The organism is Achromobacter sp. 1012554356 (genome assembly GCF_059760815.1).
The window spans coordinates 1-24950 of record NZ_JCBANC010000061.1; the positions used below are offsets into that span (position 1 = coordinate 1).

The window sequence follows — 24950 nt, forward strand, 5'->3', positions numbered from 1 at the left end:
CCCCGCCCCTTCAGCCCCACCTTGGCGGGGCCGCGCCTAACGGCGCGCTGCCGTCAGGCGCGCGCCTGCCAGACTTCGGCGTTGACCATCGCCTGCGGTTTCTGGCCGCCCAGCGCGTCCATCAGGTTGGCCACCGCCAGGTCGATCATCGCGCGCCGCGTTTCGTGCGTGGCGCTGCCCACGTGGGCCTGCAGCACGACGTTCGGCAAGGCGCACAGCGGGCTGTCGGCCGGCAGCGGTTCCTGCTCCATCACGTCCAGCCCCGCGCCCGCAATGGTGCCGGCGCGCAGCGCTTCCACCAATGCGGCCTCGTCGATGACCGGTCCGCGCGCGGTGTTGATCAGGTACGCCGTGGGCTTCATCAGTTCCAGCTCGCGCTTGCCGATGGAATGACGCGTTTCCGCCGACAGCGGGATGTGCACGCTCAGCACGTCCGACGACTTGAAGAGCTCATCGCGATCCACATAGGTGGCCAGGCCTTCGGCTTGCGGATCCTCGCGGCGGTTGTGATAGATCACCTTCATGTCGAAGGCCTGCGCCGCGCGCGCCACGACACGTCCGATGCGGCCCATGCCCAAGAGGCCCAACGTCTTGCCGCGAATGTCGCGCGTCAGCGGAAACGCGCCCTTGGTCCAGGCGCCGCTGCGCACAAAGGCATCGCCCGCCACCAGGTTGCGCGACAGGCACAGCATCAGGCCGATGGTCACATCAGCCACCGCGCCGTCCAGCACGCCCGGCGTATTGCAGATCAGCACCTTGCGCCGGGTGGCGGCCGCCAGGTCCACGTTGTCGAATCCCACGGCGAAGTTCGAACTGACCTTCAACGCGGGCAAGGCATCCAGCAACGCCTGATCGACCTTGGTGCGTACCGTGCACACCATGCCTTCGATCTGCGCGCGCTCGTCTTCACCCAGCACGTCAGCGGGATTTTGGCCGGTGGGCACTTCTAGGATTTCGCAGCGCTCGGCGAGGCGTTCGCGCAGGTCCGGCGGCACGGGCGCGGAGACGATGACTTTGGGCTTTTGATTCATTGGGGGCTCCAGTGGGGTCAGGGTTCGATTGCTTCGACGTCGGTGGCAAACACCTGCTGCTCACCAGCGTCGACCAGCGCGGGTTCGGCGGGATGGTCCAGGTAACGAACAATCAGCCAGAAGCCGTCTTGCGGGTTCTCGACGATCTCGGCCAAAGCGCCATCCGCCATGCGCACGCGCACGCCGGGTTGCAGATCGACGAGGTTGATGGATTTGTTGTCGGCCATGCGGTGGCTCCTTGTGGTTCCGCCGGCGCGGCTACAGTTCAAGCTGCGATGACGGCACGCGCACGCGGATGCCGTCCAGCTCGGGCGTCATGATGACCTGACAGGACAGGCGGCTGGTTGGGCAGCGCTCGGGCACGACTTCCAGCAAAGCCTCCTCGGCCATGCCGGGCGGCTCCAGCCGCGCGTGCCATTCGGCGTTCACCTGCACGTGACAGGTGCCGCAGATGGCGCCGCCGCCGCATTCGGCCACGATGCCTTCCAGGCCGTCGCGCCGCGCGGCCTCCATCAGCGACCAGTCGTCGGGCACGTCCAGCACCTGTTCGGCGCCATCGGGCAATTCAAATATCGCAACGGGCATGTTGTCTCCAAGGCTTCGTTTACACAGCGGCCGGAACCGCTTCGGGCGCGCCGATGCGCGGCACACCTTTGATGAATTCCACGGGACTGTCGACCGCTTCGATCGCGGCCAGGCGGCCGTGCTGATAGCGCTCGACCAGCCAGCCCTTGGCAGTGGGCAGCAGAACATCCCGGCAAGGCGCGGCCGGGTCGACGAGACCAGCCATCTGCAGGCGCCGGCCCTGCTGCTCGGACCAGAACGTGGGCGGACGCGCCGCAGGCGGCGCCTTGCCGGCAATGGCGGCCGCCGCCGTGCGTGCCTGCGCCAGCGCGTTCTGCACGCTTTCGATGCGGGCGTAGCGCTGCAGCTCGCCCCGAAAAGCGCTCGCACAATCGCCAATGGCGTAGACGTCGGGCGCCGAAGTCCGGCAGCATTCGTCGACGACCACCCCGTCCAGGCAGATCAGTCCCGCAGCCTCGGCCAGCGCCGTCTCGGCAACCGCGCCAATCGATACCAGCACGAGTTCGGCGTCGATCGGATCGCCACTGGCCAGGTGCGCGCGCCAACCCGTCGCAGTACGTTCCCAGCGCCGCACCGCCGCGCCGTGGCGGATCTCGATGCCGGCCTCGCGGTGCAGGTCGCCGATGCGCGTCGCCGTGGGCTCGGACACCTTGCCCGCCATCACGTTGCCGCCCTGCTCCAGCACCAGCACTTCCGCGCCAAGCTTGCGCGCCGAGCAGGCCGCCTCCAGCCCCAGATACCCCGCGCCCACGACAAGCAGCCGGATGCCCGGCCGCAACGCCTCGCGCAGCCGGTGGGCGTCGTCCAGGCCTCGCACGGAGAACACCTGATCGCCCGCCACCTCGGCAATGCCGCGCGCGCTGGCGCCGGTGGCAAGCACGCAATGTTCGAAAGCCACCTCGCGGCCCGACGCCGTGCGCAGCGTGTGCGCCGCCGTGTCGATGGCGGCCACCGGATCGCCCGCCACCACGATCACGCGCGATTTCTCATACGCGCTGCCTGCTCGTAACGCGATGCGTTCGGCGCTGGTCGAGCCGGTCAGCAGCGCCTTGGACAGCGGCGGCCGTTCGTAGGGCGCATGCACTTCGGCGCCAAAGAGCGCGACGTCGCCGTCGACGCCCGCCGCGCGCAAGGCCCACGCACACTCCACGCCCGCATGCCCCGCGCCGATGATGGCCGTGTGAACACGCTGCGGGACTGATGAGGTTTCCATGATGCTCAGGCTCCGAATTTCAGCGAAATGCTGGCTTTGGTGGCCACCTGCTTCCAGCGCGCCAGCTCGGCCCGGTTCAGCTCCGCAAAGGCGTCGGCCCCTCGCGGCTTGGGCTCAAAGCCCGCGGCGGTCAAGGTTTCCACCGATTGCGGCTGCGCCATGCCTTCCTGCAAGGCCGAGCTGATCTTCTGCACGATGTCCGGCGCCATGCCAGCGGGGCCGTACACGCCCAGCCAGCTCGTCACGTCGAAGTCCGCCACGCCTTGCTCGGCCATCGTCGGCACGTCCGGCAACTGCTTGCTGCGATAGCTGCTGGTCACCGCAATCGGACGAATCGATCCCTTGCGGATCAGTCCCATCACCGGCGGAAGGTTGCTGAAGCTGAAGTCCAGGTTGCCGTTCACCACATCCACCAGCATTTCGCCGCTGCCCTTATACGGCACGTGCAGCAGGTTGGTGCCCGTGTGCTGCGCGAAGAACGCCGTGGTCAGATGCACCGACGAACCGATGCCGTTGGACCCGTAGTTCAGGCCATCCTTGCTGCGCTTGCGCGCCGTGGCGATCAGGTCGTCAACGCTGCGTATCGGCGAGTCCGCCTGCACGATCAGCACGTTGATAAATTCGGCCATCTGCGCAATCGGCGTGAAGGCGCGCGCCGTGTCCAGCGGCAGCCCGGTCACCGTGGCCATCGGCAGCACCATGCCGCCCAGGCCATTGAGCAGCAACGTATAGCCGTCCGGCGGCGCGGACGCCACCTGCTGGCTGCCGATCATGCCGTTCGCCCCCGGCCGGTTCTCCACCACCACGGGCTGGCCAAACTTGCGGCTGAGGATGTCTCCGGCCAGACGCCCCGCCACGTCCGTGACGCCGCCCGGCGGGTACGGCACGATCAGGCGGATCGGCTTGCTGGGATACGCGGCGTCGGCGCCCCACGAGATTCCCGTCGCCGTCATCGCGGCCGCGCCGGCAATGGCCTTCAGTACAGTACGTCTTTGCATGCTGCAACTCCAGGTATGGGCGAGCGCGTCCTGTCGGCGGTCTGGCCCCGAGTGGAAGGAAAACCATCGAATCCCGGCAGACGGGCCGGGTCCGGCATAGTCGCGCTAGAAGAAGATCGTCAGCGCCTTCGATAAGAGAACGTTCTGGTCCAGATGGATCTCGCGCGACAGAATCGTGAAGCGCCCGTCCCGCCTGCGCAGCACGTCCTCACGCTTGCCCACGAACAGATTCACTTCGGACTGCAAACGGTTCTGATAGATCAGAAAGCGTGACCGCACCCGCACCAGGTCGCCGCCGCCCTCGTCAGGCGTCACGTCCAGCACGCGGATGTTGGTCACCAGATGGGACACGCGCGAGGCCGGCTCTTCGGCCCAGTGAATGCCCGTCTTGATCTGCGCCACGCGCTGGCGCAGCGTGTCGATGCCTTCGTCGAACCAGGCGGCATCCTGCTTGCCGGAGTATTCCTGCGCCATCGCGTCGCGGCGAACGTTGCGCGTCAGCGGCATGCGATACGTAATGGCGTCGTCCAGGAGGCTGAGCCACTTGTCGAACTCACGATGGTCCAGCAGATCGGCCTCGTAGTGCAGGAAGCGATGCGCTTCCCACCACAGCAGCATGTCGTCCACGCTGTCGTCCTGCGCCACGGGCAGCGCGTTCTCGATGGTTGCATTCATGCCGCTTCCTCCAGGCGCACCGCGCCCGCCATCAGTTGGTCCCAGGACAGGCCGTTCATGAATTGCGCCCAGCGCCGGTAGTAGATCCGCGCGTTCTCCTCGGTGTATTCCCCGTTGACCGCGCAGCCCGGAATCTCGGGCACGTCCTGCCGGTGGCCCACGCCCATCTGGTAGTTGAAGAAGAGCTCGCGCGACATGGCGCCCATGCTGGCCTCTGTGGCGCCGGTCCAGTTCTCCATGTCGTCGGATTCGGTCATGCCGCCCGGCCCGGAATACCGCAAGAAGTAATGCCGAGCCGCGTCCTTAACTGCTTCCGGCGCATCCTTGTCCACCAGGTACATGCGCCACATTTCCATCTCGGTCGAGCTGATCGGATGAAACACCGCCAGCGTGCGCGGCTGGCGGCCGTGGAACGACATGTTCGGGAAGATCGTGCCTACGCTGGTCTGCACCCGCATCGCCGAACCCAGCGTGCGTTCGCGCTGCTCGTGAATTTCGCGGTAGTAGGCTTCCACCTCCGGATAGCGGCCGTACTGCGGCGCGTAGGGGCCTTCTTCGTAGAACGGCAACCGGCCCAGCAGACCGTGGCCCAGTTCCGGAAAACAGATCGCCGAACGCGTGGCCGACGCATCGCGGCGCCCCTTTCCGCCGCCGGGGCCGATGCCCACGATGTCCACCGAGCGGTGGCTGATGTCGTGGTAAAGATCGCCAATGAAGTTCTCGGGCGCGAACTTCCAGTTGCACTTCACGCGCCACTTCTGCACGCCGCCGATCACCTCCGAGCCGCCCGGACTGCCGTTGCGATGATCGAGCGCCGCGTCCAGATACAGCCGCATGTTGCCGATGTAGTCCAGGAACGGCGGCGCATTGGGGTCCCAGGTCGCCCAGATGGCGCCCTTGTAGTTCACCACCTGCGCCACCGTCTTCAGACCCCACTGCTTCTTGTCCAGTTCGCCCTTGTAGTGCGTCGCGTGGCCCGGCACGCCGACCAGCTCGCCGGGCCGTTCCACCAGCTTGCCGTCGGTGGAAAAGCTCCAGCCATGGTACGGACAGGTGAAAGTCCGGTTGTTGCCGTGGTCATAGCGGCACAGCTTCATGCCGCGATGCGCACAGCTATTTAGCATGACCTGGATCTGCCCCTGCCGGTCGCGCGTCAGGATCACGGATTCCGTGCCCATGCGCGAGACAAAGTAATCGTCCGGCTTGGGCACCAGGCTTTCGTGCCCCACAAACAGCCACGCGCGCGAGAAGATCTGCTTCAGTTCCTGCTGAAAGATCTCTTCGTCCACAAAGATGGACCGGCTGACCAGTCCCTCCTCGGCGCGCACCAACTCGTCGATCGTCTTCTGACCCATCACCACTTCCCCTTGGAGGATGCCCTTAATGGGCGCCTACGACTTCTCAGCCGTGGCCGCCGCTGTACGCAGACGTGCTTCCGTGTTGTCGACGTGCGTGCGCGCATGCTGCCGCGCCAACTCCACGTCGCCCTTCTCGATGGCGGCAAACAGCGCCTCATGCTCTTTCTGCGCCTGCGCCCCGCGGCCCGCGATCTTGGCCGACCGCGAACGCGACACGCGCAGGTTCTTCTTGAGCAACACCGCCAGGAAATCGAAGAAATTCAGATAGTGTTCGTTGCGCGTGGCCCGCGCCACACATCGGTGGAACTCCATGTCGGCATCCACGCCAACCGCCACGTCGCCGGACGCAATCGCGTCGGCCATCTTGCGCAGCGCCAGCCGCATCGCGGCCAGATCGTCCTCATCACGCCGAGCCGCCGCCAGCGGCGCCGCCTCGATCTCGAAGCCCCGGCGCAATTCCACGATGCGCAGCACCTGATCCGCATCGCCAATGTCCGCCGCCTGCATGCGCAACACCGACGGCCGCGCCGTCTGCATGACGGTCAGCCCGCGGCCCTGCTTGCTTTGCACGATGCCATCGCCCTTCAGGCGGGAAACCGCTTCGCGCAGCACGGTGCGCGAGACGCCAAGCCGGGTGGCGATGGTCTGCTCAGGCGGCAGGACCTCGCCGACTTGGTAGTCGCCACTGGTAATCTCGTCCAGCAGCATCTCGGTGACACGGTCCGTCAGATTGGGCTCTGACGAGAACGGCGGGACCGACTCTCGTTTCAACAGTACTCGGGAAGCTGAATCAGGCATAGGAAGTCTCGTCCGAAAACGTGCATCTCATTGCCAGCCCGCGTTGCCTCGGCTGTGGACGCGCCCCGGGAGGGATGCGTTGAAAATACGATAATCGTATAAGGATGGGGGGAGGTATTAGGGGAAGTGCGGATGCTGGTCACATGCGCACACCAGACCTGATCCGGGGACGGATCGATCGCCGATTATGATTGCCAACGTAGCGAGTTCACGCGAATGCGTTACTCTCCCCTCCCCAAATCAGTCTGCAAGGAGTTCCCTCATGGCACAAGCCTCCGCCCGTCACATCCTCGTTTCCACCGAAGCGAAGGCCAACGAACTCAAGACCGCCATCGAGAATGGCGCTGACTTCGCCCAGCTCGCCAAGGAAAACTCGAGCTGCCCGTCGAGCCGCGACGGTGGCAACCTGGGCACCTTCGGCCCGGGCCAGATGGTCAAGGAATTCGACACCGTCGTGTTCAGTGCCCCGGTCGGCGAAGTGCAAGGCCCGGTGAAGACCCAGTTCGGCTACCACCTGGTCGAAGTGACCAGCCGCAAGGACTAAGGTCCCGCAGCCAATTGGCTCAGAAAGCCGCCGCCAGGAGCGATCCTGGCGGCGGCTTTTTTTCGCCCAGCGTCAGCCACCCCGCACGTTGCACCGCAGCACCGGATTCCCTATCAATTGATAATTTCTGTTCAGGTGACAGGACCCGAAGGCCTGCGACAGAATGGCCCACACCCGGAGGAGACAGCCGGGGCCACAAGAATCCACAGCGCAATCACACGGCGCCAGAGGCCCATGAAAAAGTCCAGGAAGGTCATCATCACCTGCGCCATCACCGGTTCGGTCCACACGCCGTCGATGTCGCCCCATCTGCCCGTCACTCCCGATCAGATCGCGCAGTCCGCGCTGGACGCCGCCGAAGCGGGCGCGGCCATCGTGCATTTGCACGCGCGTCAACCGGACACCGGCAAGCCTACGCAGGATCCGGCGCTGTATGCGCGTTTTTTGCCACGCATCAAGGAGGCGTCTGACGTCGTGGTCAACATCACGACGGGCGGTTCGCCGGTGCTGCCCATTGCCGAGCGCATGGCCCCGGCCTTGCAGTTCAAGCCCGAGGTGGCGTCGCTGAACATGGGGTCGATGAACTTCGGAATGTATGAACTGCTGGAGCGGTTCAAGGAATTCAAGCACGCCTGGGAACGGCCGTATCTGGAGGGCAGCAACGACCTGATCTTTCGCAACACGTTCAAGGACATCGAGCACATCCTCGCGTCTTGCGGCGACAACGGCACGCGCTTTGAGATCGAGTGTTACGACATCGGGCACCTGTACACGGCCGCGCATTTCGTGGACCGCAAGCTGCTCAAGCCGCCGTTCCTGATCCAGTCGGTATTCGGTATCCGCGGCGGCATCGGCACGCATCCCGAGGACGTGATGATGATGAAGCGCACCGCGGACCGGTTGTTTGGCGACGACTACATCTGGTCGGTGCTGGCTGCGGGGCGCAAGCAGACGCCGCTGGCGACGATGGCGGCCACGATGGGCGGGAACGTGCGCGTGGGCCTGGAAGATTCGTTGTGGGACGGCCCCGGCGAGTTGGCGCTGTCGAACGCGGACCAGGTGCGCCGCATCCGGCGCATTCTGGAAGACCTGTCCTTGCAGGTCGCCACACCCGACGACGCACGCGAGACACTGCAACTGAAGGGACGCGGCAACGTCGCGTTCTGAAAACACACATCCATCCAGTGGGGAGACGAGACATGAAAAAAACATTGCGCGCGACGGCTTTGGCCGCGCTGTTGGGCATGGCGGCGGCGGCTCAGGCCGATGACGGGGTCATCCGAATCGGATTCATCACAGATATGTCGGGTCTGTCGGCCGACGCCGATGGTCCGGGTGGCGCCGAGGCGATCAAGATGGCCATTGCAGACCTGGGCGGCACGGTGGCAGGAAAGAAGGTGGAGGTGCTGGTCGCGGACCATCAGAATCGGGCAGATATCGCGTCGTCACGTGCCCGCGAATGGCTGGATCAGCGCGGCGTGAACATGCTGATCGCGGGGGCAAACTCGGCGGCGGCGCTGGCGATGGCGAAGGTGGCCGAGGAAAAGAAGACGCCGTTCTTCGTGGTGAGCGCGGGTGCGTCCGAGCTGACGAACTCGCAGTGCACGCCTTACACGGTGCATTACGTGTACGACACGGTGTCGCTGGCGCGCGGCACGGCGCGCGCAATGATGAAAGAAGGCAACAAGGACTGGTTCTTTCTGACGGTGGACCACGCGTTCGGCCATGCGCTGGAGCGGGACGCGTCGAAGGTGGTTCAGGCCGATGGCGGCAACGCCAAGGGCCGGGTGCGGCATCCGCTGAACACGGCCGATTTCTCGTCGTTCATCCTGCAGGCGCAGGCCTCGGGCGCGCAAGTGCTGGGGCTGGCCAATTCCGCCAGCGACACCAGCAACGCGGTCAAGGCGGCCAACGAGTTCGGCCTGACGCCCAAGATGAAGATCGCGGGCCTGCTGGTGCTGATCACCGATGTTCATGCGCTAGGCCTGCAAGCGGCGCAGAACATGTACCTGACCACGGCGTGGTATTGGGACCAGGACGACGCGTCGCGTAAATGGGCGTCGCGCTTCGAGGCCGTGATGAAGAAGAAGCCCTCCATGCTGCAGGCCGGCGATTATTCCGCAGCGACGACCTATCTGAAGGCGGTGGAAGCGACCAAGAGCACCGACGGCGACACCATCATGAAGTGGCTCAAGGCCAATCCCGTGAACGACTTCTTTGTGAAGGACGGCAAGATCCGCGCGGACGGGCTGATGGTGCATGACATGTTCCTGATGCAGGTGAAGACGCCGGCGGAATCGAAGGCCCCGTGGGACTACTACAAGCTGGTGGCGCGCGTGCCGGGCGACCAGGTGTACACGTCGCCCGCGGAATCGACCTGCCGCTTGATGAAGCCCTGACGCCATGACCCAATCCAACACCCCTCTCAATTCGCCCACGACGATCTCCTCCCTGCCCGTTGATCTGACCGGAACGCGGGTCATCGTCACGGCTGGCGCGTCCGGCATCGGCGCCGCGCTGGCCGACGCCTTCGCGGAACGTGGCGCGCGCGTGCATCTGTGCGATGTCGATGACCAGGCCCTGGCCGCCAGCCGCCACGCCTGGGCGCGCGCGGACGTTGGCAGCCGCGACGAGATCGACCGCTACATGCAGACGGCGCTATCGCATCTTGGCGGGCTGGACGTACTGGTGAACAACGCTGGCATCGCGGGCCCCACGGCGGGGATCGCCGACATCACCGCGCAGGAGCTGGACGCGACGCTGGACATCAACCTGGCCTCGCAATTCCACACCGTGCGGCATGCGCTGCCCGCGCTGCGCGAGTCGGGCGGCGGCAGCATCATCAACATCAGCTCGGTGGCGGGCCGGATGGGCTTGCCCATGCGCACGCCTTATGCCGCCACCAAATGGGGCGTCGTTGGCCTGACCCGCTCGCTGGCGATGGAGCTGGGGCCGCTGAACATCCGGGTCAATGCGCTGCTGCCGGGGCTGGTGGCCGGGCCACGCATCGAACGGGTCATCGCGGCCCGGGCGAAGAACATGGGGTTGTCGGTGGAGGAACAGACTCGGCTGGAGCTGTCCGGCGTCAGCCTGCGGCAGTTCGTGCGCGCCGCGGACATTGCCAACATGGCGCTGTTCCTGGCCAGCCCTTTCGGAGCGATGGTCAGCGGGCAGGCAATCAGCATCGACGGCGATCTGCAATCGCTGCCTTGGCAGCCGCCGGCGCAATGACCGGGTAGCGGTCGCCGCTAGGGCAGCAGCGCGATCGTCTCTGCGTAGACGCCCTGCCGCCGCGTCTGGGCGGTGGCGCGCAGGGCATCCAGCAGGCGCGCGGTCAGTTCGTTATTGCGGGACTCGGCGCGGGTGATCAGCATGAAATCGAACCATTGCCGCGAGGCCAGCGGCACCGCAACCAGGTCCGGAAACGACGCAACGATGTCGGACGCGGACAGCGCATTGACCAGGCTGATGCCCTTGACCGCGCGTACCGTGCCCGGCAACAGCGACATGTGCGCCTGCATGCCGGACCGCAGCAGCAGCGAGTCGGCGATATCGCCCTGCGCCACGACGTAGTCGGACCACAGCGGCTTGACGTAGGTGTCCGGCGGAATGTCCAGCACTGCGATGGCATCGCGTCCGGCCAGCGGGTGTTCGCGGTGCGCAATCGCCATGACGTCCGCGCGCAGGAACGGCGTGAAGGTCAGCCGCGTGCTGTCGCGACCGACGGCGCCCAGGCCGAAGTCGGCGCGCATTGTCTCCACCGCGCTGATGACCTGCATCGACGACTCGACGTCGATGGAAAATGGCCGCGTGCCATTGAGGTCCAGATAGCGGCGCACGGCATCGGGCGCGTAGCCCAGCGCCAGCGCAGGCGACGATGCGATGCGCAGTCCGCGCCCGCCGAATTGTTCAATGCTGTGCAGGGCTTCGTCGATGCGCACCAGTTCGTCCAGCACGAACTTGGCCTCGCTGTAGAGGTACTGCCCCGCCTCGGTGGGACGCAGGGTCTTGTGCGACCGGTCGAACAGCTGGACGCCCGTCGCGCTTTCCAGGCGTGAGATCGCGTGGCTGATCGCCGGCTGCGTCAGGTGCATGGCGAGCGCCGCCTGCCGCGTCGAGCCCGTCATGACCACCGCGTAGAAGATCCGCAGGTCGTGGATGTTGAAGTTGCGCTTCATGCAGCGCGCCTACCGTTGCTTGGGTGGCTGCGTGGGTGGCTGCTTGGGCGACGCTTTCGGCGCGCTCATGCCACCAAAAGCAAACAACCCCATCTGCGCACCCGTCGCGCGCGAGAGGTAATCATTCTTCAGCGCTTCCCGATCGCCGAACAGCGCGCCGGCATCGTTGCCCTTCGCCGCACGGTTCTTGTCGATATCGTTCTGGGCATCGTGCATGCCCTCTTGCAGCGCGCGGCGCAAGGCAGGGTTCAACGATGCGGTGTCGTAGGTCTCGTCGGGCCGCAAACCCAGGCTGTCCATGCGCTCGCGCAGCATCGTCTCGGACTTGGGTACGGGTGCGAACCGCAGCAGGAAGGCCAGTTCATCATAGAACTCGAGCGAAGAATACATCTGCGCGCGCGGAACCGGCGCCATCCAGTCCACCCGCGCGGGTGCGGCGGGTGCAGCCCGGTTTCGGAACGCGGACAAGGTCTGCACCTTGAAGCGCGACTGGATGCGCTTGGCGTTGTCATGGTCGGCGGGATTGAAGCGCTGCGTGCGGGCCACCAGCGTGGCAAGTTCAGTCTCGGAACGAATCACCTTCGTGATGCCGGGTGGCACCTTGCCCTTCCAGGACGGTCCTGCAACCAGAAAAACGCCGCCGCGGACACCACGTGATCCCAGGTCGCCGATGTGGTGCATGTACAGATCCATCACCTGCAACGAGGCGTCGCGCCGCTTTTCAACGCGGGGCACGGTGACGACGACGGGTTCGGCGCGCAGGTCCAGCGCGGCGTACGAATACAGATAGCCGGGATCAAGCCCAGCCGCCGCGGCGGCTGCCGTGCCCATCGGATTGATAGAGTTCAGCGGACCTTTGTACTGCGCGCCGCTCTTGTCGATGCTGTAGGCATACATGGCCTGATAGCTGGCGACCATGGGCGCGCCGTACAGGTACGATTCGCGGGCGATGCTGCGTGCCTGTTGCGCCGTGACGCCTTCGATGCCGACCCACTGCGAGCCGGAAGCGGCGTCGGGCGACCTGAAGGTGCAGCCGGACAAGGCGCCCGCCAATGCGAGGGCGGCAACGAAGCCGATGAACGGACGGCAGGTGGCGCGGCGTAATGCGGTGCTAATCTGGCGGTGGCGCATTCAGGGCTCCGGCATGACGGGATGGCGCAGGCGCCCGATGGCGGCGGCGTAATGCGCCAGGCTCGAATTCCGGGGGATTCTGGCATATTTCCCCCGCATATCAAAGAATCGGTGCACCGTGCCGACGCAACAGGAAAGGCACAGCAGCATGACAGCAGAAGACCCCACCAGCATGACCGGTCCGGACGGAGAGGCTTACAACATTCGCGCGGCATCGTACTTCGTGCTGCAAGCCGAGCACCGCTGCACCGCCTGCGCCAAGGTATCTCGCGTGGCGGCGCTGGCCGTGCCGCCTGGCCACGAAAGTACAGAGGGTGAGTTGGAGCTGGATGAAGACGACGCGGACAGCCCCGGCCTGGATCCGCAGGCGTTTCGTGACTGGCTGTTCAGTCCGGCGCAATGGCAAACGATGCCCGGTCCGGCGATGATCTCGTCGACCCGGGCGCTCGCGCCCGAAGTGGCCCAGACGCTGCGTACGCTTGCGCCGTTCTTCCGGCAGAACCCGGCGCAGTCCGGCGAATGGTCCAATTTTTGCGAGCATTGCGAGCGGCCGATCTGGGACGGCGCGCTGTATCCGACGCCGGGCCAGGCCTTCTGCCCGAACGATGCCGCGGCCGCAGCGCACGTGTCAACGCAGCGGATCGACGCGCCCTTCGCCGCCTTCTTCGGCATGTGCTGGACAGACAGCTACCGCAACAAGTGGCCCCTTTTTTCGCGCCTGGGATACGCGTGCAGCGAAGCGGAATGACACTGCCTCAGGCGTTTTGCAGCAGATCCTGAGGCACTTCCAGTTGGCGCGCCGGAATGGCGGCGATGGCGCTTTCCGTGGCGCTGGCATCGGTGGTCAGGTGCTGGATCAGGTCGACGGTGGTCGAACTGCGGGTCAGCATCATGCAGGTCACCTCGTCGCCCGCGACGCGGGTGGCGTGCCAGCAGCCCGGCCGCATGCACACGCCCTGCCCCTGCGCTACATGAAAGGCCGCGAGCGTGGACAGGTCCGGCGTACCATCGGCGGCGCTGCGCGCCACGATCTGGATGATGCTGCCCGTCAGCGGAACGATCGCCTGCTGCGTCAGCAGGTGTTTTTCCAGGCTGGCAACCTCTGGAGATTGGCTGCGGTAATTGACCCACAGCAGCTGGGCGTCGCCGCCCGCGCCGGTGTTGAACTGGTGTTCGTGCCAGAAGTCGGTGGCCGGGTGCGTGTATAGCGGGACGCCGTTGCCGTCCGGCATGGGCTTGCCCAGCATCCACCCGTAGGCGTTGAAGGCATCAGGCGACAGATCGTGGATTTCAAGCTGCGTGTTGCTCGTCATGCGGGACCCTGTGATGGCTTAGCGCCGCGTTTGGGAAATTCGGCGTCGTAGTCGAAGTCGCCGCGCGCGATGGCCTCCAGGATGGCAACGCGCCGGTCGGCAGCGCGCTTGAGGTTGGCGGCGGTGGGCTTGACCCGGATACGCTCGACACAATGCCGGCCGTCAAAGAAGAAACCGATCTCGATGGACGATTCGGACGCGGGGCGCACCCCTTCGAATCCCTTGTTCATCTCGTGATCTCCCTGTTGCCGATGGCAGACATGATAAACGCAACGATATGACAGCCCGCGCGCTGGCATACACTGCCCTGATCCCCCCCCCTCCCGAGGACGCGCAACATGGCTATCGACCTGACGTCGCACTATGTGTACCTGGACGCCTCCGGCGCCGCCGCCACGATGACAGGCGGCGACGAGTTCTGGTCCCAATCCCCGGTGGACCTTGAAAATTACGGGCGCGGCTGGCTGGTGTCCGAATACGAGTTCGCAGCGGACTGGCCGCAATGGGAGATGCACCCGGGCGCCGACGAGATTGTGCGCCTGATGGCCGGCGCGGCCGAGCTGCACCTTGAATGGCCCACCGGCATTCAGGTCGTGAAGATGCTGGCCGGCGACGCCTACGTCATCCCCAAGGGCGCCTGGCACACGGTCAAGGTCATGGAGCCCTGCCGCATGCTGCACATCACCATGGGCGCGGGCACCCAGCACCGGCTGGCATAGCCGCGCCCTGCTGGCTATCCGGCAGCGCCCGCAGGCCGTGCGCGCTGGATCTCGCGGTCGTCGATCGGCCAGTGCAAGGCGGCCGACAGCACGCCCAGCGCCATCGCGCCCAGCCAGATCAGGTCATAGGAACGGGTGGCCTCGAACACCACGCCGCCCAGCCACACGCCCAGGAATGAACCGACCTGATGGCCGAAGAACACGAAGCCGAAGAGCGTCGTGATGTAGCGCACGCCGAACACCTGCGAGATGAGGCCGTTGGTGAGCGGCACCGTGCCCAGCCACACAAACCCCATGACCGCCGCAAACGCATAGACCGACCACGTGGATAGCGGCACGAGCACGAAGAGCGCGATGGCCGCCGTCCGCACCAGGTAGATGCCCGCCAGCAGGTACTTGCGCCGATGATGCGCGCCCAGGATGCCGCAGACATAAGTGCCCATGACGTTGGTGAGCGCAATGATGGCCAGCGCCGCCACCGCGTCCGACGCGCGCAGGCCCTTGTCCATCAGGTACGCGGGCAAGTGCGTGCCGATGAACGCGAGCTGGAAACCGCACGCCAGAAATCCCAGATTCAGCAGCCAGAAGCCGGGGCGCGTGAAGGCCTCGCGAATGGCGTCCGTCATCGACAGGTTCGCGTCGGGCGCGGCCGCATCGCGCACGCGGTTCGCGGGCTCGCGCAGCGGAAATGCGAGGGGCAGCACGACCATCAACACCACCGCGAACGCCAGCAACGCCGCGACCCAGCCCCAGCCGCCGATCAACCATTGCGCTGCGGGCACCATCGTGAACTGTCCCAGTCCGCCGACCGCCCCGGCGACGCCCAGCGCCCAGCTCCGGCGCTCCGGCGGCACCAGGCGGCTGAGCGCACCGTAAATGGCCGCGAAAGCGGTGCCGGACAGCGCGATCCCGATGCACACGCCCGCGGTCCACATGAAGGCGGCGGGCGTCGTCGCATGCGCCATGCCAGCAAGGCCCAGCGCATAAAACACCAGTCCGCCGGCGATCACTTTGGCCGAGCCATAGCGGTCGGCAATCATGCCGGTGAAAGGCTGCACGATGCCCCACGTCAGGTTCTGCACGGCCAGGGCGATGGCGAAAGTCTCGCGGCTCCAGCCCCGATCCATCGTGACGGGTAAGAGAAAGAGGCCTTGCACATGGCGCACGCCCAGGGCAAGTCCCATGACGACGCCGCCGGCGAGGACCAGCAGCCAGAGTTGGGATGCGTCCAGGGAAGATTTTTGGGGGGAGGACATGGCGAACCTCTTGCAGGGAACGTCGCCCCCGTTCGGGCGGGCAGTGGGTGTATTACAGAACCGGCGCGCGGGGGCTTCAACCGATTAATTTTTGTCCGCTGCATGCGTGAGGGGAATGTGTCGCGTCACCGCGCCATGTCAGCATGTAGGACCGCGATCCGCGACACTTGAGCGCCATTGAGCGAAATTGACCACCATTACGCTCAACACCGAGTGGACATTAACGCTTCGTTTTTAATAGTTACATCTGCCGATCCGTCCCCGGGTGCCCCTGGTTACAGTGCTGCCTTCCCCCAATCAACTCGGCAGGCATCGGCTCATGTGGCACGCCCGATCTGGCTTTTTCATTTCCGCGGTTTGCAGCCGCGCCCGCAAGCAATGACGGCGGCGCCTTTCTTCAAGCCGTTGGCGGTCGTGGCGGCGCTGGCGGGCGTGGTGCTGATGGCGCCGCACAATGCGCACGCGCGTCCCAACTGGGCGCAGCAATGCGCCTACAGCACCTATGGCGAAGGCGCGGCCATGTCGTGCCACCAGCCTTATCAGGAAGGCCTGGCCGCGGTGCTCGTGGGCACCGCCGATGGCGAATCCGCCGCGTGGGGCTATATCGACAAGCAAGGCGTCATGGCCATTACGCCTGCGTACTCGGACGCCAGATCCTTCCAGAATGGCCTGGCCGCCGTCAGCCAGGAGGATCGCTGGGGTTATATCGACAAGCGCGGACGCTGGGTCATCGAGCCGCGTTTTGCGGAAGCCACCGGGTTCAATGCCGAGGGCACCGCGCTGGCCGAAGAAGACGGCCGGGACGTGCTGATCGACCGCCAGGGCAAGGTCGTGAAGACCTTTCCGCTGGGTACGCGCACCAGCGGGTTCCAGCCCGGTCAAACGCTGGCGGCGATGGAGATTCCTACCCCGCCGCGCCTCTTCAACACCGCCACCGGCAAGCCGGCCACGCTGCCCGACGGCGTGATGGCGCTGGCCGAGCCGACCGGCAACTATCTGCCGGCGCAGTCGCGAGACTCGCGCTACGGCGGCTGGTGGGGACTGCTGGACGAAAGCGGCGCATGGGCGATCAGCCCGCAGGTGCTGCGCTCGCTCGCCCCGCCGATGCGCGATGGCGACGTGCTGGCCGTAAACCGGGATCGCGCCTGGGAGTTCGTGGACGCGCGCGGCGAGGCGCTGTCTGACCAACGCTACGAACGCGTCGAATTGGTCGCGCCCGGCGTGTGGCTGGCGCGGCACGCGAAGGGCGGCTCGGTGCTGCTGGACGCCAAGCTTGAGCCCCTGCACGCGTTCAAGAGCGACTATCTGGGCGTGCAGCGCCGCGACGGCTGGGGCTTTGCCGTCGAACCTGGCATGACGCTGCTGATCGATCCCGGCGGCAGCGTGCAGCTACTTGCCCTGCGCATCGGCGACGTCAAGATTCATCAGGGACGCGCGTGGGTGTATGGCGTGCCTGTTTCTGCCGCAGACACATCGGCCGCCGGCATGGACGCGGCCCGTGACGACATGAGCGCGGAAGACGAGGCCGCAGCGGCTGCCGCGGGCGTAGCCGTGCAAGCCGCGTCGCAAGCCGAGACCGCAGCCGCATTCCAGGATCCGCCGGTCGCGGCTGACGCCGCGGACGCCGCGCAGGAAGCGACCCATGCGGATGCAGCCCCTACCCCCGCAACGCCGTCGGAAGCGACCGCCGAAGCGGCAATGGACGCCGCAATGGACGCCGCCAGCGACACCGCCACTGCCGCAGCCGACGCCGTGCAAAGCAGCGTCAACGCCGCTGCAGACGACGAGACGCTGCACCAGATCTACAACCCCGACGGCCTGGGCATCCTCGACGAAACCACCGTCGCCAAGCTGCGCGGCTACGACGTCAGCGAGTTCCACTACGCGCGCATGTCCGCCGTCGATGCCGCTGCGCCGCTGGCCCTCCTGCGTCCCAGCGAATATGACCAGCCGCTCGGCATCCTCACGGCGGCGGGCGATATCGTCACGAACCCGGACTGGGCAAACATCGACACCTACGACGTCACGCTGCCCATCGTGGCGCGCTCAAAGACCGATCGAGCCGGCGCGGTCGGCGCGATTGGCGCGGACGGCACATGGGCCATCGAGCCTCAGTACAGCGAAATGCGGCCCTTCAAGGGCCCCTACACCTGGGCCCGCACGAAAGACATGCTGCGCGGCGATGCGCTGCTCATCGACACCCGTGGCCAGACAGTGGGCGTTCCCGCCAACGTGCTGGAAGACGCATCGCGCCTCGATGGCGAACTGCTGCAATACCGCGCGGTGAACGAAAACCGCCAGCGCCGCACGGGCTTGTGGAACGTAAGCAAGGGCGCGCCCGTGCTCAAGCCGGCCTATGAGGAAATCCAGGAATTCGAGGACGACTGGGCCAAGGTCCGGGACAAGAACCGCTGGGGCGTGATCAACCGTGACGGCCAGTGGGTGCTGCCAGCCCGCTACGACGGCGCCTACGACCTCGAATACTTGGGCAACGGCATGATGCTGGCCGAAGCGCCGGAGAGTAAGCGCAATCGCGGTGGCTACACCGAGCGCGCCTATCGGGTCATCAACCTGCGCACCGGCAACGCAAGCGAGCCGGTGATGGGCAAGCCGCAGAAGCTGAAGGACGGACGCTTTCTGGGCGAGCTGGCCGACGCGAGCGCCGTGTTGTTCGATGCGCAAGGCGGCGCCGTCCGCGTGTCCGACGGCCGCCCCGAAGACAAGCAGCAATATGGCGACTGGCTCTACATCAACTTCGACGAGCGCGAAGGCGCCATCGACGCGCGCGGCAACATGAAGGTGCCGGCGCGCTATGGGGAATTCAATCCATTCTTCACCCAGCCGACAGGCCTGGCGCGCGCCAACAGCGGCGCGGGCTATCGCGTGATCGATCAGACCGGCAAGACCGTGCTGGAAAAATGGGGCGACGGCATGCCGCTGGCTTCGATGCAGCGCGTCGTCTTCAACGACGACGAGGGCTCATCGAGCATTCTGGTGGACCTGCAGGGCCGCGAGATCGCACGCCTGCCGGGCCGGTACGCCGTCGACTATGACAAAGCCAGCGAGGGTGTAGTGCCCTACAGCGATGGCGACAACAAATACGGCTTCATCGACGCGAGCGGCAAACGTGTCGTGGGTGCGCACTTCAACCAGCTTGGTCCTATGAAAGACGGCCTGGCGCGGGCCCGCCGCCTGGAACGCACGGGCAAGCTGTATGGCTACGTCGACCTGACCGGACGCTATGCAGTTGCGCCGGCGTTCACGTGGGCGGACGACTTTCACGAAGGGCGCGCGCTAGTGCGCCGCAATCGGCTGGTCGAGTACATCGACACCAAGGGCAATACGACTGCGCTGTTTGGTGTGCTATGCGACACGGTCGTGATCGTGGACGCGCAGGACCGCCAAAGCTGGCCGCCCCAGAAACTTACTTGCCCCGAGGCCGCCGGCATAGAGCCGCCGGTCGCCGAGACCGCCAACGCCAACGCCAACGCCAACGCAGAATGATCATGACGTCACGCGTGCTACGAACCACCCGCATCGCTTGCGCCCTCGCCGCGCTGGGCGTGTCCCTGTCCGCGCAGGCGCAAACCGGCTATACGCAGTCGATGCACCTGTATTGCATGAGCGAGCCCGAGTACCAGGCCTATCCAGCCGCCGACGATATCTCGTCGCGCAATCCGTTCGGCAATGGCTGCATTCGGGATCTGCACGACGGCCGCGCCGCGGTGCTGCTGCCTTCCGCCATCGAGAACATCGACCGCGTGCCGCGCGACAGCTCGCTGCGCCGCCACGCATGGGGTTTTCTGGACCGGAACGGCCGCGTCGCGATCGAGCCGATCTTCGAGGCGGTGCGCGACTTCCGCCACGGTCTGGCCGCCGTCAAGTGGCAGGGCAAGTGGGGATTCATCGACCAGAACGGCCGCATGGCCGTCCCGCCCCGCTTCGACGCGGTGCAGGACTTCGTCGAGATCGGTTTGGCGGTAGTCACGCTGGACGGCAAGCCGTTGCTGATCGACCGGCAGGGCAATCCTGCGGGCGAGCCCTTCGAGGACGTGGTGCGCGCCGTGCGCCTGTCCGATGGCGTGCCCGCGCGGGCCACGGTCCAGTACAAGGAGGAATATCGCTCGGCCACCGGCGAGCGCCGCTACGGCGGAACCGGCGTCGTGATCACGCGCCCCCTGGGCGACAAGGGCTTGTACATCGCCACCAACGGCGAGTCCAAGTACGGCGTGGTCGACAAGGACTGGAACTGGGTCGTTGAGCCGGTGCTGGACGACATCTACACGCAGGACAGCGGCGACCTGGCCACCGGCTACGGCGCTGACGGCGCGGTGATGGTGACGGCGGACGGCAAGCTGATCGGCGCGGACCAACAGTACGAAAGCATGACGCCTGTCGGCAAGACCTTCTACAGCGCGGCGCTGCCGCGGCGCGCGGGCTTTGCGGTGCTGGACCGCAACGGCGCGGTGGTCGCGACGCTGACGGATGAAGAAGGCCAGGCGTCGCAACGTTTTGCCGACACCATCGTGTATCCGTCCGGAGAGAACCTGATGGCGCTGGTGCCGGGACAACCCGCCCCGGTGACGCTGGGCAAGGGCCTGCGGGCTGGCGACGAACTCGAAGGCTACGTGCTTTTCATGGACGACTCGAGCCGCGCCGCTGGACTGCTGACGCCCACGGGCGCGTGGCTGCACGGTGACACCGCGCCGGCGTGGCTGGCAGACGCCAACCGCATGGCGACGCGCGATGGCAAGGTGTGGCTGTCCGACGCGCAAGGCGCGCTGCTCAATGTGGTGGACAAGGACGGCAAGGCGCTTCTCAAGCCGGAGACGGTGCAGGCGCTTCAAAACCAGCAACTGCAGCCGCTGGCGGCCAGCGTGCCGGGCGGTCCGCTGGGCCTTCTGGGTCAAAGCCATTGCCATTGCGACGATGTCCAGGTGGGACTGCTGCTGGCCGATGGCAGCACGGTCACCGATTCGTCCTGGTCCGCGGTGACGCCGTTGGACGACACCGACCGCGGCTACGACGCCGGGCTCACGGCAGACCAGTTGCGCTATGCGGCGGAAACTGCGGACGGCATGGTGCTGCTGGATGCGCGCGGCAAGCCTATCGACCTGCCCGCGCAGCAGCACATCGGCATGTACCACCATGGCTACGCGCAGGTGTATGGCGACGGTGTGGTGCGGATGATCGACCGCGCGGGCAAGACGTTCGAGCTGCCCGAGAATTTCGACACGCACGTCGTCGCGCCGGGCGTGGTGCGCTTTATCAAGACGGCGGCCGACGGCACGCCGTGGGGCTTGTACGATTTCGTGGCCGGCAAGGAGCTGGCCCCGCCGGCTTTCCGCAGCATCGGTGAATTCCAGAACGGTCAGGCAATCGCTTCGCTGGGCGCGGGCCGTGTCGGCGTCATCGACGTGCAGGGGCGGTGGATCCTGCCTGCCAGCCATCAAGGCGCGGAACGCGTGAACGACACGCTGTGGCGCGTGACGCAGCCGGGCAAGCAAGAGAACGAATACGAGCGTCCCGCCGCGGTCTTCAATACCCAGGGCAAGGCGCTGACCGCGTTCATGCGCGGGTTGCAGGTGGGCGATTTTGGAGACGGCTCCGTCAGCGCGGGCAATAGCGAGCGCCGCTGGATCATCTCGCCGGACGGCGCGGACGCGCTGGACATGAAGGACGCCGACTACGTCCGCCTGGGCGACTGGATGGAGATCCGCCGTGCCGACCGTCAGGGTTATCTGAACGCCAGCGGCGTCTGGCAGATCGCGCCCTCGTCCCGCATCGGCACCGCGTTCCAAGGCACGCCGGCGCGCGCGCTGGCGGCGGACGCCGCGGGCACGCACGTGATGGACGCCAACGGCAAGATCCTGGCGACACTGCGTCAGGGCGAATGGAGCTGGCCGCCGCGTTCCGACCTGCTGATCCGCCATTACACGGCGGACCGCGGAACCATGACGGATTACACCGACCTCTCGGGCAAGACCCGGCTGACAGTCGAAGGCATGGGGTCGGCATTCTCGGAAGGACGCGCCGTGACGCAGCTGTCCGGCGGCGGTGTGCGTTGGGTGGATGCCAAGGGCGCGCTGACGGGTCCGGCCTTCGACGCGCTGGGTCCAATGCGCGAAGGCCTGGCGCCCGCCAGCGAAGACCGCAGCTACGGCTACGTGAACGGCCAGGGCCAGTTCGCCATTCCGACCCAGTTCCAGGCCTTGTCGGGCTTCACAAACCAGCGCGCGGTGGTGACCACGGAAGAGGACTCGCGCATCATCGACCCCGCCGGCCACATGCTGGCGCAGGTGAAGATGCAATGCGGCATCCGCACGCTGTACGGCGCCGCCGGCCAGCGGCTGTGGCCGCTGCGCATGCCGCACGGCTGCAAGCGCACGGCGGCGTCGCGCGCCTACTGAGCGTCCAGCGCCAGATAGCGGCGGGTCTGCACGATCTCTTCGCGCTCCTTGAAGCTGGTCAGGCGGTCCGCCAGCGCGCTGCTGTCGCCCGTCTGCCGGATGGCCTGGAGCGTGGTCTGCATCGCGTGGATTGCCGCGCGCTGCAGGTCAGAAGGGATGATCGCCAGGCGATAGCCCATCGCGGCAAGATCCGGCAGCGGCACCAGCGGCGTCTTGCCGCCGTAGAACATATTGATGAGCTTGAGCCCCGGCAGCCGCTCGGCAATGGCGTGAATCTGCGCGAGCGTCTCGGGCGCCTCGACGAAGATCATGTCCGCGCCGGCCTTCAGGTAAAGCTCGGCGCGCGCGATGGCGGCATCAAAGCCTTCGACCGCGATGGCGTCCGTGCGCGCGATGACCAGCGTGTCCGCGTCTGCAAGCGTCTGGCGCGCGATGTGGACCTTGCGGGCCATCTCGGCGGCGTCCACCAGCGTCTTGTCGTCCAGGTGGCCGCAGCGCTTGGGAAAGGACTGGTCTTCGATATGGAACGCGGCCACGCCGGCGCGTTCCATGGTGCGCACCGTTCGCTCCACATTGGCCGATCCGCCAAATCCGGTGTCCGCGTCCGCCACCACGGGCAGGCCGCTGGCCTCGACGATCTTTTCCACGCGGTCCATGACTTCGGTGAAGCTGAGCAGGCCGATGTCCGGATAGCCGGCGGCGCGCGCAATGGCGCCGCCGCTGGCGTACACCGCTGAAAATCCGGCCGCGGCGACCAGGCGGGCCGACAGGCCGTCGTACGCGCCGGGCGCCACCACAATGCTGTCGGAAAGATGTTGGCGCAGTCGCGCGCCGGGGGATGGCGTGGCAGTCATGATGGGCATTCCTTCAATGCGGCGTTCTGATGCCCGCATGATCCGCGCTCGCAATTAGAATGTCCAATATATGGAAAATTGTTAATTGGTACGTTTTGGATATCAAAATGGAACTGCGTCATCTCCGCTATTTCGTCGTCACCGCCGAGGCCCAGCATTTCACGCGCGCGGCCGAATTGCTGAACATGGCGCAGCCGCCGCTCAGCCAGCAGATCCGCCAGCTTGAACAGGAAGTAGGCACGCCGCTGTTTGACCGCACCGGCCGCGGCGTGGCGCTGAACGACGCGGGACGCGCATTCCTGGCGTGCGCGCAGGACATCCTGCAACGCGCGGACGCCGCGGTGCGCACGGCCCAACGCGCCGCGCGCGGCGAGGTCGGTGAATTGACGTTGGGATTTACCGAGTCGGCGTCCTTCAATGGCGTGGTGACGGAGCTGATCCGGCAATACCGCGAGCGCTACCCGGAGGTCGAAATGACGCTGTCGCAAGGGGACAGCGAAACACTCGTGGCGCAGTTGCGCGACGGCACGATCGACGCCGCGTTCGTGCGTCCGCCCTTCGCGCTGGATGGCGGGCTGGCGTTCACGCAATTGGTGGAAGAACCGCTGGTGGTGGCGCTGCCGCTGGGCCATGCGTTGGCGCGCCGCAAGCGCCTCGCCCCCGCCGACCTGCAGCACGAGACCTTCATTCTGTATTCGCGCAAATCAGGCTATGGGCTTAGCGCGGACATCATGGCGGCGTGCCGTCAGCACGGCCTGAATCCGCGTATCGGGCAACAGGCGCCGCAGTTGTCGTCGGCCGTGAACCTGGTGGCGGCGGGCATGGGTGTGGCGATCGTGCCGGCGTCGCTGCGCCATCTGCGGCCGGACGGCGTGGTTTATCGACCGTTCGCGCTTCAGTGGCCGCGCGCGGTGCTGGGTTTGGCCTTGCGCGACGCGCCGGGCGGACGAGCCGCGAATCTGCTGGCGCTGGCGCGGGCCTCCGCCAAGCGCTGACGCGTCCATATCGGGGCGTCCGTATCGAGGCGTCCTTATCGTGGCGCGCAGATTTCCATCCGCTCAATCGTCGTGCGATTCATGCACGGCGACCGCGCCGCGCTTCCAGTAGCTGGCCGCGCGAATGCGGCTCTTGTCGATGCCGTGCTGCGCCACCATGATTTCGCGGACCGCTTTTGCCGTGGCCGATTCTGCCGCCACCCACACATAACCTTCGCCAGACGGCAGCGCCAGTTCGCGCGCGGCTTGCAGCAGCAGCGTGCTGTAGCCCGGCGCGGTGCCGTTGCGATGCAACCAGCGCACCGACAACGTCGCGGCCGTTTGCAGCGGGATCTCGTTGGACGCCGCCGGCACTTCGATCAACACCAGCGCCTGTGCCGAGGCGGGCAATTCTTCCAGCCGCCGCGCAATGGCGGGCAGCGCGGTCTCGTCGCCGATCAGCACATGCCAATCGAACGCCGTCGGCACCACGAACGAACCGCGCGGCCCGCCGATGCCCAGCTGCTGCCCGGGCGCGGCCTGTTCCGCCCACGTCGAGGCGGGGCCGTCCCCGTGCAGCACGAATTCGATTTCCAGCTCCTGGCGCGCCGTATCGAAGCGGCGCGGCGTGTAGTCGCGCGCCGCGGGCCGGGGCACACCATCAGGAAACTTGATGCCGTCGGGCCCAGCCGTGGGAAGCACGGGAGGTTGCGAGGAATCGGCGGGAAAGAAGATCTTGACGTGGTCGTCGAAAGACGCGGACACGAAGTCCTGCAGGTCTTCGCCGGTGAAGGTGATGCGCGCAAGCAAGCCGGCAACGCGCTCCACGCGCGCCACAGTTAGCGTGCGCATCTTCAGGGTGTGGCGCACGCGCGCCACCGTGAGGTCGCTTTGAGTCATGGAAACTCCAGTT

Annotated in this window: 23 protein-coding genes and 2 pseudogenes; 10 read left to right on the forward strand and 15 right to left on the reverse strand. The window is 66.2% G+C overall.

The genetic code is table 11. The annotated features are described in order from the left end of the window. Positions 1 to 53: 53 nt before the first annotated feature. The 8 genes from AC6LJW_RS24275 to AC6LJW_RS24310 all read right to left on the reverse strand — a co-directional run bounded on the left by AC6LJW_RS24275 (position 54) and on the right by AC6LJW_RS24310 (position 6631). Complete coding sequence (locus AC6LJW_RS24275; protein ID WP_175184801.1) at positions 54 to 1031, reverse strand: 2-hydroxyacid dehydrogenase; 978 nt, start codon at positions 1029 to 1031, stop codon at positions 54 to 56. Between the two features lie 17 nt (positions 1032 to 1048). Further along, positions 1049 to 1258 carry a hypothetical protein gene (locus AC6LJW_RS24280; protein ID WP_056559560.1) on the reverse strand — a complete coding sequence of 70 codons (210 nt, stop codon included), beginning with the start codon at positions 1256 to 1258 and terminating at the stop codon, positions 1049 to 1051. Positions 1259 to 1289: 31 nt separating this feature from the next. Then, a complete protein-coding gene (locus AC6LJW_RS24285) occupies positions 1290 to 1616 on the reverse strand; it encodes a 2Fe-2S iron-sulfur cluster-binding protein (RefSeq protein ID WP_056559563.1) in 327 nt (108 codons plus the stop codon). Between the two features lie 19 nt (positions 1617 to 1635). After that, positions 1636 to 2829 carry an FAD-dependent oxidoreductase gene (locus tag AC6LJW_RS24290; protein WP_498088458.1) on the reverse strand — a complete coding sequence of 398 codons (1194 nt, stop codon included), beginning with the start codon at positions 2827 to 2829 and terminating at the stop codon, positions 1636 to 1638. Positions 2830 to 2834: 5 nt separating this feature from the next. After that, positions 2835 to 3827, reverse strand: coding sequence for a Bug family tripartite tricarboxylate transporter substrate binding protein (locus AC6LJW_RS24295; RefSeq protein WP_498088459.1), 993 nt, complete (start codon positions 3825 to 3827; stop codon positions 2835 to 2837). A 105-nt stretch (positions 3828 to 3932) separates the two neighbouring features. Beyond that, the gene (locus AC6LJW_RS24300) at positions 3933 to 4502 is read right to left on the reverse strand and encodes a 3-phenylpropionate/cinnamic acid dioxygenase subunit beta (protein ID WP_498088460.1); all 570 of its coding nucleotides are present in this window, start codon (positions 4500 to 4502) and stop codon (positions 3933 to 3935) included. Beyond that, positions 4499 to 5857 (reverse strand): aromatic ring-hydroxylating oxygenase subunit alpha, encoded by a 1359-nt coding sequence (locus AC6LJW_RS24305; RefSeq protein ID WP_056559575.1) that lies wholly within the window; start codon positions 5855 to 5857, stop codon positions 4499 to 4501. The genes AC6LJW_RS24300 and AC6LJW_RS24305 overlap by 4 nt, the downstream gene beginning before the upstream one ends. Positions 5858 to 5893: 36 nt before the next feature. Beyond that, a complete protein-coding gene (locus AC6LJW_RS24310) occupies positions 5894 to 6631 on the reverse strand; it encodes a FadR/GntR family transcriptional regulator (RefSeq protein WP_235512011.1) in 738 nt (245 codons plus the stop codon). A 289-nt stretch (positions 6632 to 6920) separates the two neighbouring features. Between AC6LJW_RS24310 and AC6LJW_RS24315 the strand changes: the two genes are divergently transcribed. The 4 genes from AC6LJW_RS24315 to AC6LJW_RS24330 all read left to right on the forward strand — a co-directional run bounded on the left by AC6LJW_RS24315 (position 6921) and on the right by AC6LJW_RS24330 (position 10433). Then, a complete protein-coding gene (locus AC6LJW_RS24315; RefSeq protein WP_006385706.1) occupies positions 6921 to 7202 on the forward strand; it encodes a peptidylprolyl isomerase in 282 nt (93 codons plus the stop codon). A 234-nt stretch (positions 7203 to 7436) separates the two neighbouring features. After that, positions 7437 to 8369: a 3,5-dioxohexanoate:acetyl-CoA acetone transferase gene (gene kce, locus AC6LJW_RS24320; protein WP_498088461.1), complete on the forward strand. Its 933-nt coding sequence runs from the start codon at positions 7437 to 7439 to the stop codon at positions 8367 to 8369. A gap of 32 nt (positions 8370 to 8401) precedes the next feature. Further along, the gene (locus AC6LJW_RS24325; protein ID WP_056559580.1) at positions 8402 to 9601 is read left to right on the forward strand and encodes an ABC transporter substrate-binding protein; all 1200 of its coding nucleotides are present in this window, start codon (positions 8402 to 8404) and stop codon (positions 9599 to 9601) included. Between the two features lie 4 nt (positions 9602 to 9605). After that, a complete protein-coding gene (locus AC6LJW_RS24330; RefSeq protein WP_498088462.1) occupies positions 9606 to 10433 on the forward strand; it encodes an SDR family oxidoreductase in 828 nt (275 codons plus the stop codon). 17 nt (positions 10434 to 10450) lie between these two features. Here AC6LJW_RS24330 and AC6LJW_RS24335 read toward each other — a convergent pair whose 3' ends face one another. Next, positions 10451 to 11380 carry a LysR family transcriptional regulator gene (locus tag AC6LJW_RS24335; RefSeq protein WP_427987598.1) on the reverse strand — a complete coding sequence of 310 codons (930 nt, stop codon included), beginning with the start codon at positions 11378 to 11380 and terminating at the stop codon, positions 10451 to 10453. Between the two features lie 9 nt (positions 11381 to 11389). Continuing rightward, positions 11390 to 12511 (reverse strand): DUF1254 domain-containing protein, encoded by a 1122-nt coding sequence (locus AC6LJW_RS24340; RefSeq protein ID WP_498088463.1) that lies wholly within the window; start codon positions 12509 to 12511, stop codon positions 11390 to 11392. Between the two features lie 148 nt (positions 12512 to 12659). Between AC6LJW_RS24340 and AC6LJW_RS24345 the strand changes: the two genes are divergently transcribed. Further along, positions 12660 to 13259, forward strand: a complete 600-nt coding sequence (locus AC6LJW_RS24345) for a hypothetical protein (RefSeq protein WP_056559590.1) — start codon at positions 12660 to 12662, stop codon at positions 13257 to 13259. A 7-nt stretch (positions 13260 to 13266) separates the two neighbouring features. Here AC6LJW_RS24345 and AC6LJW_RS24350 read toward each other — a convergent pair whose 3' ends face one another. Then, complete coding sequence (locus AC6LJW_RS24350) at positions 13267 to 13824, reverse strand: ureidoglycolate lyase (protein ID WP_056559593.1); 558 nt, start codon at positions 13822 to 13824, stop codon at positions 13267 to 13269. Continuing rightward, positions 13821 to 14054, reverse strand: a complete 234-nt coding sequence (locus AC6LJW_RS24355) for an Arm DNA-binding domain-containing protein (RefSeq protein WP_056559596.1) — start codon at positions 14052 to 14054, stop codon at positions 13821 to 13823. Before AC6LJW_RS24355 ends, AC6LJW_RS24350 begins: the two co-directional genes overlap by 4 nt. A 108-nt stretch (positions 14055 to 14162) precedes the next feature. Here AC6LJW_RS24355 and AC6LJW_RS24360 point away from each other — a divergent pair, with 108 nt between their 5' ends. Continuing rightward, complete coding sequence (locus tag AC6LJW_RS24360; RefSeq protein ID WP_056559599.1) at positions 14163 to 14543, forward strand: cupin domain-containing protein; 381 nt, start codon at positions 14163 to 14165, stop codon at positions 14541 to 14543. Between the two features lie 14 nt (positions 14544 to 14557). On the opposite strand, the gene AC6LJW_RS24365 is transcribed toward AC6LJW_RS24360, so the two are convergent. Continuing rightward, complete coding sequence (locus AC6LJW_RS24365) at positions 14558 to 15799, reverse strand: MFS transporter (RefSeq protein ID WP_498088464.1); 1242 nt, start codon at positions 15797 to 15799, stop codon at positions 14558 to 14560. A 519-nt stretch (positions 15800 to 16318) separates the two neighbouring features. Between AC6LJW_RS24365 and AC6LJW_RS24370 the strand changes: the two are divergent. The 3 genes and pseudogenes from AC6LJW_RS24370 to AC6LJW_RS24380 all read left to right on the forward strand — a co-directional run. After that, positions 16319 to 18271: pseudogene (locus AC6LJW_RS24370) on the forward strand (WG repeat-containing protein); the annotation flags it as partial. Positions 18272 to 19024: 753 nt separating this feature from the next. Then, positions 19025 to 19303: pseudogene (locus AC6LJW_RS24375) on the forward strand (WG repeat-containing protein); the annotation flags it as partial. A gap of 2 nt (positions 19304 to 19305) precedes the next feature. Next, a complete protein-coding gene (locus AC6LJW_RS24380) occupies positions 19306 to 22209 on the forward strand; it encodes a WG repeat-containing protein (RefSeq protein ID WP_498088465.1) in 2904 nt (967 codons plus the stop codon). Here AC6LJW_RS24380 and AC6LJW_RS24385 read toward each other — a convergent pair. Continuing rightward, positions 22203 to 23063, reverse strand: a complete 861-nt coding sequence (locus AC6LJW_RS24385; protein ID WP_498088466.1) for an isocitrate lyase/PEP mutase family protein — start codon at positions 23061 to 23063, stop codon at positions 22203 to 22205. The two genes, AC6LJW_RS24380 and AC6LJW_RS24385, sit on opposite strands and share 7 nt — an antisense overlap. 107 nt (positions 23064 to 23170) lie before the next feature. Here AC6LJW_RS24385 and AC6LJW_RS24390 point away from each other — a divergent pair, with 107 nt between their 5' ends. Next, on the forward strand, positions 23171 to 24058 hold the full coding sequence (locus AC6LJW_RS24390) for a LysR family transcriptional regulator (protein WP_498088467.1): 888 nt from the start codon (positions 23171 to 23173) through the stop codon (positions 24056 to 24058). A 63-nt stretch (positions 24059 to 24121) separates the two neighbouring features. Here AC6LJW_RS24390 and AC6LJW_RS24395 read toward each other — a convergent pair whose 3' ends face one another. Then, entirely contained in the window at positions 24122 to 24937 is an 816-nt protein-coding gene (locus AC6LJW_RS24395) for a siderophore-interacting protein (protein WP_056559614.1), read from the reverse strand. Positions 24938 to 24950: the final 13 nt, after the last annotated feature.